This window comes from Corynebacterium sp. HMSC05E07 (genome assembly GCF_001807225.1).
GTDB classification, from domain to species: Bacteria; Actinomycetota; Actinomycetes; order Mycobacteriales; family Mycobacteriaceae; genus Corynebacterium; species Corynebacterium singulare.
Genome location: NZ_KV788248.1, coordinates 1 through 10490 on the forward strand (window position 1 = coordinate 1; position 10490 = coordinate 10490).

6 protein-coding genes are annotated in these 10490 nt (G+C 59.1%); 5 read left to right on the forward strand and 1 reads right to left on the reverse strand.

Going from position 1 to position 10490, the window contains the following annotated elements; genetic code table 11:
- Positions 1–1359: 1359 nt before the first annotated feature.
- Positions 1360–2616 carry a tyrosine-type recombinase/integrase gene (locus HMPREF3149_RS09205; RefSeq protein ID WP_070537612.1) on the reverse strand — a complete coding sequence of 419 codons (1257 nt, stop codon included), beginning with the start codon at positions 2614–2616 and terminating at the stop codon, positions 1360–1362.
- 360 nt (positions 2617–2976) lie between these two features.
- On the opposite strand from HMPREF3149_RS09205, the gene HMPREF3149_RS09210 reads away from it, so the two are divergent.
- The 5 genes from HMPREF3149_RS09210 to HMPREF3149_RS09230 all read left to right on the forward strand — a co-directional run bounded on the left by HMPREF3149_RS09210 (position 2977) and on the right by HMPREF3149_RS09230 (position 9744).
- The gene (locus HMPREF3149_RS09210; protein WP_070537614.1) at positions 2977–3180 is read left to right on the forward strand and encodes a helix-turn-helix transcriptional regulator; all 204 of its coding nucleotides are present in this window, start codon (positions 2977–2979) and stop codon (positions 3178–3180) included.
- A 47-nt stretch (positions 3181–3227) separates the two neighbouring features.
- Positions 3228–3560 carry a hypothetical protein gene (locus HMPREF3149_RS09215; RefSeq protein WP_070537617.1) on the forward strand — a complete coding sequence of 111 codons (333 nt, stop codon included), beginning with the start codon at positions 3228–3230 and terminating at the stop codon, positions 3558–3560.
- Between the two features lie 2 nt (positions 3561–3562).
- Positions 3563–4321 (forward strand): hypothetical protein, encoded by a 759-nt coding sequence (locus tag HMPREF3149_RS09220; protein WP_070537620.1) that lies wholly within the window; start codon positions 3563–3565, stop codon positions 4319–4321.
- Between the two features lie 80 nt (positions 4322–4401).
- A complete protein-coding gene (locus tag HMPREF3149_RS09225) occupies positions 4402–5553 on the forward strand; it encodes a hypothetical protein (RefSeq protein ID WP_070537623.1) in 1152 nt (383 codons plus the stop codon).
- Between the two features lie 150 nt (positions 5554–5703).
- On the forward strand, positions 5704–9744 hold the full coding sequence (locus HMPREF3149_RS09230; protein ID WP_070537626.1) for a bifunctional DNA primase/polymerase: 4041 nt from the start codon (positions 5704–5706) through the stop codon (positions 9742–9744).
- Positions 9745–10490: the final 746 nt, after the last annotated feature.

Here is a 10490-nt window from a genome sequence, read left to right on the forward strand (position 1 = left end):
GTTTATCCACACGAAATGTCCCTTAAGCCGATTTAGTAGCCGCCGGTGACGATAGGAAAATACCCCAGCTGGAACACTGTTCTAGCTGGGGCTTAATGGAGCCGCCTGCGAGAATCGAACTCGCGACCTTCTCATTACGAGTGAGCAGGTAACCCGTTAGGCCTGCTGGTTCGTCCTCGCCTGGTGCACATGCTTTGTCACAATTACACCGCGTGACCTGCATTAACATGATGATATGGCATGTCCCCAAAATTAGTTACAGGCCCAAAACAAGTGCAGTGAGGTGCAGTTAGAAGCGCACTGGTTGGATCATATTTGGATCACCTAGTTCGTCTTTATAGCAGCCCGTTACCTGCACCAACGCACCGCACCACAGCCGGGGACCATCACCACACCACCGCGTTAAGGCCCCGTCCACCATCACCACACCACCGCGCCTAGGCCACGACCACCATCACCGCACCACCGCCGAGGCCTAGTACCGCCACACCGCGTTAAGGCCCCGGCCACCATCACCACCACACCGCCGGGGACTCATCACACCACCGCGGCACCACCATCACCACACCACCGCCGCGCCCTATCACCACCACACCGCGGCACTGTGCACCATAAAGATCACCGACGCGGCACCATCACGACACCACGCCGGGACCTCACCACACATCACCGCGACACCATAAGGACACCCGGCACAATCACCACCGCCGGGACCTCATCACACAGCCCGGAACATCACCACCGCCGGGGACTCATCACACCACACCGAGGCCTCATCACACAGCCCGGAACATCACCACGCCACGACCTCACCTAGGCCACGACCATCACCACGCCACGCACCTAGGCCACGACCATCACCACGCCACGACCTCACCTAGGCCACGACACCGCCGACACCACACCGCGACACATCACCGCCACCATGAGGACGACCGACGCACACACCACGCCGAGGCCTCATCACACAGCCCGACACCATCACCACGCCCCGGCCTAATGCATCACCACGACTCGCCGTCACGACTCATCACAGGTACTGCACACCACAGTCGGGGACTCATCACACAGCCCGACACACCAACGCCGAGGCCTAGCCACACAACTACCGCGCACAGCATCACACCGCCGCGGCACATGGTTGGGGACTCGCCCGCACTAGTCACCGGCACTATTTACATTCACCTGCACAGACCACGCCGCGGCATCATCACACCGCCACACCTAGCCCGGCACCATCACCGAGGACACATCACGCGGCCCCGGCACATAAGTAACCCCCCCGGCCGCACACACACAATCACACACGGCCGGGGGGGAGTTAGGGAGTTACCCGTGACCATTATTCTACCGCCGCACCTAGCCCGCGACACCACCACCACTACTCGCCGTGGACTCATCATCACCATCATCACGACACCCCGCCGAGGCCTCATCACCACCACCACCGGCCACCGCGCGAAGGTGACCACGACCACCGACGCTACCTGCACCCGTAATTGCATTAGCCACAGCATTAGCAGCAGCAGCGCCCGCCGTAGGCACCCACCGCGCGTAAATATCAGCCGTCACTGATGTGGATGAGTGTCCTAATTGTTTTGACACAGTGACTAAATCGACCCCTTTCGTTAATGCCGTCGTGGCATAGAAGTGACGTAATTCATGCACCTTCACATGCTCGCGCGGGAAGGTTGGATCGACCGCCCGCGCCCGGTTAAGCAACGGTAGCCAGACCCGCGCGCGGAAATTGCTCGCGTCGATCCGTGCCCCGGCGGGTGTTGTGAATACTGGTGACGCGGCATCCTTATCGGAAGTGTGTTCTATGAGGCGTGCAGCCGTATCCACCGGCACCACTACCACGCGATCTTTATTTGTCTTCGTGGCCTTAAGGTGTCCGCCGTTATGTGGCGACCATGATAAGTGCACCCACAGTTGTGGCGGCACTCGGTGCAGATCCAAATCACCGACGCTGAGACCAAAAACTTCACCCTGCCTCATGCCCGTCATCGCTAAGACTTCAATAAGCAACCGACACCACGCCGGGGACTCAGCTATAAGCGTGCGCACATTAGCCGGGGTGAGGCGTAACTCTTGCACAACGCCACGACTACCGGGACCACTACCCACACGCACACCCCGCGTTGGGTCACTGGCTATAGCCTCACATGCCAAAGCGATCTTAATGAGTCGCCGCAATTGCGCTAATGCCTGCTTCTGCACAGGCACCCCGGCACCATCTGCACTCATGTCGTCGATCCACGTCTGTACCGTCTGTGCAGTGAGCGTCCTGATAGGTGTGGCACCGAGCTGAGGTTCGATCCACACCCGCCACGCACTAATGCCTGTGGCCTGTGTGGCCGCGGAAAGATCGTTCGTCCTTTCCCATTCTTCCTGCCAATGTGACAACGGTTTGCGGCCCGCCGACCCGTCCACCACCACACCCCGGCGTGCCTCACGTGCTCGCTTCTGATAGTCACGCTCAGCCCCCGCTTTGGTTCGGAAGCCTTTATAAAAGGGTCTTTTGTGCGGCCCGAGGTATAGCCGGTACTTCCACCGCACGCGGCCCTTTGGTGTGGTGTATTTAGTTGGCTGTTGGTACAGATCGCCGGGTTCCATGGTGTGTGTGTCCTAGTGTGTGCGGGGGTTACCCCCCCCTAATGGGGGTGAGTGTATTGCAGGTCACATGTCAACAGGTATTGACACTAAAACGCCTTCTACCTGCATAAATGCAACACACAGCCGGGGCAAAACGTCACAAATGGAACAAGTGCCCCAACCGTATTTGCGTCCGCTAATTATAGCTACCGCACCCTAGTGCACCCTAGTACGCCGCGCTATACTGAAATCACCACCTCATCACGGGACCTCACCACAGCCCGTGAACAGCAATCACTACCGCCCCCGGCCCGCACCACACAGCGCCGAGGGACTGCAATGACACACACTCATGCAGCTGCCACAGGAGGTGGATTTTTTATGGCTGTATACACCGATCTCCCCGAGCTACTAACGACCGAGGATCTGATCGACCTCGCCCCCGCGTCCTCGCCGTGGGTTTGGAAGAGGCTCCGCGCACAGGGTGGAGGCCCGCGTTTTATCTATATCGGCCGACGCGTTTACTACCCGCGCGAAGAATTCCTGACATGGCTTGACGCCAATCTTTCTACCGTCACCAACTAACACACCCCCGGCACACCATGCCGAGGACACACACAAAGGAAGTCACCATGACTACTACTACTAACCCAAATGAGTTAATCCTCATCACCACCGCCGAAGAGTTGGACAACCTGCCTGATGATGCAGTCATCAACGTTGATTTGGACACGATCACTAGAGCAGGTGAGGACCTGTGGATCGGCGTGGACCGCTCATACACCACCGAGGAACTGTTTGCCTGTGGTGAGGTGTACCGGATCGACCACACCCCTGATTGGAAAGAATTTCAAGAGTACCTACACGACGCTGAGGAAATGGAGCGCGAGCAGCGTGAGGAAGAGGAAGAGCGCCACCGCCGTGAGGTAGCCGAGTGGACACAGCAGGACGCCCGAGGCTGGTAACCATGCACACCGCTACTGATACATACAGTGACCGCGTGGCCTTCCTAGCCCGCCAAATCTCGCCCGACTACCTGCACCGGGTTATGCCCGAGCAGCAGTACACCACCGATCAACAGCACGCTATGGACGTCCTCATCATTGCCGCGCGTCGTGTTGCAGCCACAGCAGACCACGTTGCCGAGGTGCTTGAATATGTAGTGTTCCTGCACCGCGTGGCACACGTGATATGCACCATGGCTACCGACCTCGCCCGCCGCACCTACCCTGATCGGCCCGGTGTCGCGCTTGAGGTGGACGACTACTACACCGCCCTATGCAATGCCAATAATGCCCTAGCCGCGGCCCGTGGAAAGGCAATAGTGACCGGCCCGGCACACACCCCGGCCGAGGCACAGGCACAGGCCTTATACACCTACACCACCGCCCGCCGCCTGCTGATGGATGAGGGGGATGAGTATGCAGCCTATGTCCTAGATCACCTATGTGCACAGCGCTACACCGACGACCATGCCCTAACCCGCGCCGCGGGTGTGGCACATGTGCCCGAGGAAATCACCGCTTTGGGACCCCTACACGCCGACCGCGTGCGCCCGGCAATGATGCACCTCATCACCACCGCCACCGAGCTAGGTGCCGTGGACGACGACTCACCCTATGCCGACCTAGTGGAAGAGTTGCCCGAGGTGTACTGCACCTACCCCGACTGCACACAGGCCACTAGCCCCGACCACCACCACTACACGCGCGTAGTTAGCGCGTAGCCACACACACAACCCCCCGCCGGGGTACACACAACACACACAACACACGCCCCGGCATGATACTCAAAGGAGTACCCACAATGTTCAACCACCTACCCGACACCACCACTACTCGCCACAGCTTCCCCTATGAGGAGGCAAAGACAAACACCCGCCGCGCGCTGATTTTGTTCATGCTTTCCGTGATTGCCCGTAACAGTTCCGTGCGTGACGTGCAGTCCGGTACACCGACCATCCCTCACCGCAATATGTTGGGTTACGGCCTAGATACCTTGATGCAGCGTTACTACCGCGCCGCCGTGATTGATGTGGTGAGCATTTCTAATGCCCTTCCCGACGATTTCACCTTTGGTGACGTGATCGGCATAGTAGCTAGCGACATTGCCCACTACCTACACCACACCCCCGCCTATACCGTGCCCGAGGACTCAACCGAGTATGAGACCTACCGCGTATTGCGGTACGTGATTGCATCGTCTGTGGCTCGCCGCTCGCCCGTTGACGACCTGATTTCCGTGACACCCTATGGTTGGCAAATGGGAAGGATCGCTAGTGTGGGGTGTGGTCAAGCCGTTGATTTGATGATGGACTGTGCCGACTTCCGCGCCCATGATGGACACCTATTCACCCCGGCACCATGCTTTGTGTGGGGTGAAATCCCCCGTGAGCCGAGGTGGACACCGGTAGTGGACCTCGCTGAGATAGCGCCCGTGATGTGGGCGAGTGACCTCGCGCACTACCTCACCGAGCAGCGGTATGAGGCCCGCACCGATTACCGCTTTGGAGCTGATGACGCTTTGTGGCTACCGGCACCGGGCAAGGACATGCCTACCGACATAGAACTATATGACCTGGTGCATGCACTCACCACCGCCGTGGACGACACCGTGCACCCTGATGAGAACAACGCCCCGAGCTTGTGGCATGACCTCGCACCCGAGGCCGAGGCCGAGGGGTGGACGCTCGCCCCTAAGGATTATGTGCTAGCCGCCTGCACCGCCGTTGGTTTGGACACGTCCTGGCGTAGTGTGGCGCACGCCGTGGCGGTGCATGTGGATGACCTATCAGACCCCAAAGACCTTGATGCCGCCACCCGCGCCGAGGTGTCACCCCGCTGGTTTATCACCCCGCGCCTGTGGCTCGACCGCTACCGCGCCGAGGCTGGTGACTTTGTGCGTGACCACTATGACGACGACTACGACTACGCCGAAGCCTATGCAGACGACGACTGAACCGCCGTGGCATAACACGCCGCGCCCCGTGAGTACCTAGCACGCGCAATCATCACAACCTCACCCCGCCCCCCGCCTGCATGTTGCTCATAAAAATACCCGCGGCCACCATCACACGGCCGCGGGTATGCCCCGACAAAAGGATCTGACATGGATACTACCACGACCACGACCACACCACAGGGACTAGCGATCCCCTATGCCAACCCGGATAACGTCACCGCCGTGCCCGTGGCCACCGCACACACCGCCGAGGATTACACCCCGCCCCGGCCTGCTACTGATACTGATACCGAGTACCTGCTAGGCCTGGTGCAGGATCTACCCTGTGCCGGGTGGGTGGGCGTTAAGCCCCTCGCTAAGGGAGGCCCGCTGAGGGGTACTAGCGCCGCGCCCGTGGCTTTGGATGACGACCTTAAGGCAAAGGTGACCGCGGCACAGCAGCCAATGAATTTGGGCATTGTGGCGGGTGACGGTTTGATCGTTGTGGATTGTGACACAGCCGCCGACGTAGATTATTTCAAGCGCCTGTGCTTTGCCCTAGCTGGTGTTGTGCCACAGGTGACCGTGACCACACCGGGTGTGCAGGCCGAGGACGGGACCGACAAAGTAGGCCACACCGGAGGCGCACACTTCTACCTCCGCTGCATTAAGCGTGGCCCTTTTGGCCACAAATTCTACGGGTACCCTGATGAGTACTACGCCGAGGACGGCACATGCCTACTACCCAAAAAGATCACACAGCGCCCCGCCGCAGACGATCCGACCCGCGCCACAGCTGATAACCCTGGTGGACGCACCGCCCTTGATGTGAGGTTCCATGGTGCATACACCTTATGCCCGCCGTCACAGCGCGCCGAAGGACGGTATGTGCCACACGTGGATTCACAGGGACGACTAGCCGTCACTGATGTATACCCCGCCTTTATTGAACGCCTGCTGCATTTCACCGGCCACCGCGCTGAGGTTCCGACCCTGGTTCCGTGCCCCGACTACATCACCGGCCGCGCCCCGGCCCTGGTGCCGGGTGACGGGTGGACCGCCGAGCAGTGTACCGCCGCACAGTGCTTTGGTGAGGCAATGGCGGTACAGCTCAAGGCAATGACACACCCCGAGGACGACCCCGGCACCATTGTCGGTTATGACGGCACCGCTTATGCTCCGAGCGAGATCGGCACCGCCTACCCTGGTTATTTCACCAATGACAATGCTTATGCAGCGGGTCAAGGCGGGTTACTCGCCGCCGCTGATGTGGTGATACCCGCCGAGGCACCGACCACCCGCCGCCGTGAGCGGGTGAGCAGTACCACCACCACTGATACAGCCACAGCTGTTCTTCGTGCAGCTGATGCCGCCGAGCGTGACGCGCTTAATTCCCCCGAGGATCGTTTTTATACCCGCGTAACGCCGTGGAGCGATCTGTTAGAGCAGTGGGACTATACCCGCTATGACCGCGACTCGGCGTGCGGGTGTGAGCTATGGTGCAGGCCTGGTGGAGCTAGCGAATACCAAATGATTTGCCACACCGAGAATTGCGCCGAAGGCCTTAGATTTGGCTTTAGCTATAGCCCTCATGTGCCTGATGAGTGGAGGGAATTTGCCCGCCGTGATGACGGTAACGGGGTGCTGGTGACAAAGATTGATCTTCTTTATGCCTCCGTGGGCACCGCCGAGGGCAGTGAGTCAATTACCGCCACCTATACCGCCGCCACCATGCCTGGTTTTGCCTCACCCACAGCCGAGCGTGCGCTACTAGCCGCCGAGGTGGGTGACAACGACGCTGATGAAATTCTCGCCGCTATTGCCCTCGCCACTGATGCACTTCCACCGGCCGAGGACACCACCACGGCCGCGCCTAGTGCACAGCATGAGGACACCACCGGGACCACACCTAGTGCACAGCGTGAGGACACCGACACGACCACGACTGCACCTAGTGCACAGCGTGAGGACACGACCGTGACCACACCTAGTGCACCGACCGTGGACACCACCACACCCCCGACCACGACCACACCACCGACCACGACTGCACCTAGTGCACAGCGTGAGGACACGACCGTGACCACACCTAGTGCACCGACCGTGGACACCACCACGACCACACCACAGCCCGAGGCCACACCACCGACCACGACCACACCACAACCCGAGGCCACACCACAGCACGAGGGCACACCACCGACCGCACCACCGGCCGCGCCGGTACTCACTGTGGTGGACGACACCGCCGAGGACGACGACGACGCGATCACCACCCTCATGCATGACTACGACCCCGCCGACACCATTGCCCCGCGGCCCCGTGGATGCCGTATATACGACCCCGAGGACACCCCGCGCACAGGTATTGGATCGGTAGCCCTCACCACGGCACAGGCCGCAACTGTGCTTGAAATCATCACCGCGGCACGCGGGTTTATCGGCACCGGAGACCGCACAGCCGTGGCGATCCGAGGGGATCGGCCCGCACCTATACCGCCGCGCCTGGTGCACACTGTGGCAAAAGCCGTGGCCAAGGGTGAGGCTGCACCGAGTGACCGCGAGAAATTCCCTGATGGACCGCCTAACGACCTCGCCCTGATCAATAAGATCATGAATTTCAGCCCCGTGACCCGAGCTATCTACACACACGGCACAGGCGGGGGAATGATTCATCCCGTGGCGGCATACGTGCACCAACTGGTTTTAACCTGCATGAGGATACCGCCCTACCTCCGCACCCCTACTGGTGACGGCAAGTCACGAAAGCCCGCGGCACTTTTTGTGCAGCTGATGGGACCGTCTGGTGCAGGAAAGTCGCTAGCTATGTCACAGCCGTGGCTTTGGGATGACACGGGTGAGACGCGTGCCTGGTTTAATGAACGGCCCGAGGACACCGACTGCACCTTAATGCAGGACACCTATTTGGATAAGGTATCCCCCGGCATGCGCGCCGAGCGTGAGCGTGACTTTATTAGGGTTAGCCACGACGGTGAGGAAGAGGCACATCTTAAAAGGATCACCCCGGCACAGCAACACACACTAAGCCGCGGAATTAAGCATGTGGAATACAACCCCGACACACAGGCGGCACCTAATCTCACCCGTTACATTGAAGCAAACAGTGACGCCGCGGTTACCGATCCGCTGGTGCACACAAAGCGGATCATCACCACCACCGAGGATGAGGACGGCAACGTTACCGAGGAAGTTACGGAAGTTACAGCCCTCCGCCCGCGTGCCGTGGCACTAGCCCGGTATGACGAAATGGGAAAGGTTTTTAGCAAGAACGGTTCTAGCCCAGTGTTGGATGAGTTGGCCAAAGCCTGGTCAGGCACGGGGTTAGGCGGCACCACACAAAAGAACGGTAATAAACAGGTGGAAGGTTGGTACTCATACAATTTGGAAGGTGGTGTGCAGCCCTCGCTGTTAGCCGAGTTCGCCACCCCGGCCGGTATGCGTGGCTTTGTGCAGCGACAGTTTTTTGCGTATGCAATGTGGCCTTTTGGTTCTTTGGACATTGGCATTAATCCACAGGACAAACTACCACCATCACCTTTGGAGACCACACCGGATCTCGCGCCGTTTACCGCCGTGCCCGCCGTGGCTCAGGCCAAACGCACAGAGGCACTTAACGGGGAGGAAGTCAATGACGTTAACCGTGACGAAGAATTGATCTGGCTCCGTGGCGTGCCTGAGCACATTAAGGCAATGATGTCACACACCACGTTGATCGCCGTGCGCCTAGCTTGTGCCGTGGCTGCACTGCATGGTGTGAGTCATGTGAGTGAGGCAATTTGGGCACACACTGTGGACCTGATGGAATTCCACCGCCGCACGCTTCGCGCCTTTGTGGCACAGGGTGATGCAGCGGCACATGCTGATAAAGAGCATCAGGGCACACTAGCTGGTGTGGCTGATGAGGCCCGTAATCGGTACAAGAAACAGGCCGAGGACACCGCCAACAAGCATAGAACAGCAGTGCTAAAAGTGTTAGCCACAAAGCCGGGGGAGTGGGTTCGTGAGTCATGGATCCTTCGTGGGTGTACACACGGCACCGAGTCTTATGCACACCGCGTCGAGGCTTTGGCCGCACTAGCAGACCGCAAAATTATTGAGTCCGAGGTTAACCCCGACCCGCGTGCCCGAGGTGCAATGCGGTATAAATACACGCCGCCTCGCGGCAAAGACAAAGACACCGCGGCATAACCCGCCACACATGTGACACCCCCGGCCTTGTGTCGGGGGTTTTGTCGTTGGTGGGGTTTGTGTACCGGGGTGTGTTGACTAGGCGTGAATGACTACCCCCCCGGCATGTGTGTGGCTATGTGTGCCGGGTGTGTTAGCGCGGCCGGGGTGTGTGTCGCGTGGGTGTGTGCATTAGCCGCGGCATTGTGTGTTGGGTGCAGTGAGGTTTGTCCTGATGTGTGTCACCTAGTGCGTGAGGTGTGTCCTCATGTGTGTGGCACTAGCCGTGATACCCGCGCCAAGGGTGTAGCCCCGGCCCTGGTGTGTGCCTGATGCAGTGAGGCAAACTGGCACCCATGTGACGTGCACCATATATATACAACTGCACCGAAAGGGGTGTTTATAGGGTTGGCGTACCTCCTACATTCCCCTAAGGTTAGTGTGACACACATCACTAAATGGGCGAATCAGGTTGTCAGGTTGTCAGGTGTTGTCAGGTACTGTCAACGCTTTGACCTGCGTTGTCAGGTTGTCAGGTTGTCAGGTTGATCCCCGGCGGGTTGGGGTAAAAAGGTTGTCATCTTAACACAATGTAAAAGACATATATATATTCATACCTACCTTATTTGTATATACAAGTTCATTAGCCTAGCCACAAACCCGCCGTGGGTACCTGACAACCTGACAACCTGACAACACCTGTCAATGCAGGTCAAAGGGGGTTTTTGAAATGACAGGTACCTGACAACACCTGACAACCTGACAAC

Bases quoted from the DNA above. Each gene is read 5' to 3' on its own strand.
- HMPREF3149_RS09230 (WP_070537626.1), top strand. From the start codon at position 5,704: ATGGATACTACCACGACCACGACCACACCACAGGGACTAGCGATCCCC.
- HMPREF3149_RS09225 (WP_070537623.1), top strand. From the start codon at position 4,402: ATGTTCAACCACCTACCCGACACCACCACTACTCGCCACAGCTTCCCC.
- HMPREF3149_RS09205 (WP_070537612.1), bottom strand. From the start codon at position 2,616: ATGGAACCCGGCGATCTGTACCAACAGCCAACTAAATACACCACACCA.
- HMPREF3149_RS09220 (WP_070537620.1), top strand. From the start codon at position 3,563: ATGCACACCGCTACTGATACATACAGTGACCGCGTGGCCTTCCTAGCC.
- HMPREF3149_RS09215 (WP_070537617.1), top strand. From the start codon at position 3,228: ATGACTACTACTACTAACCCAAATGAGTTAATCCTCATCACCACCGCC.
- HMPREF3149_RS09210 (WP_070537614.1), top strand. From the start codon at position 2,977: ATGGCTGTATACACCGATCTCCCCGAGCTACTAACGACCGAGGATCTG.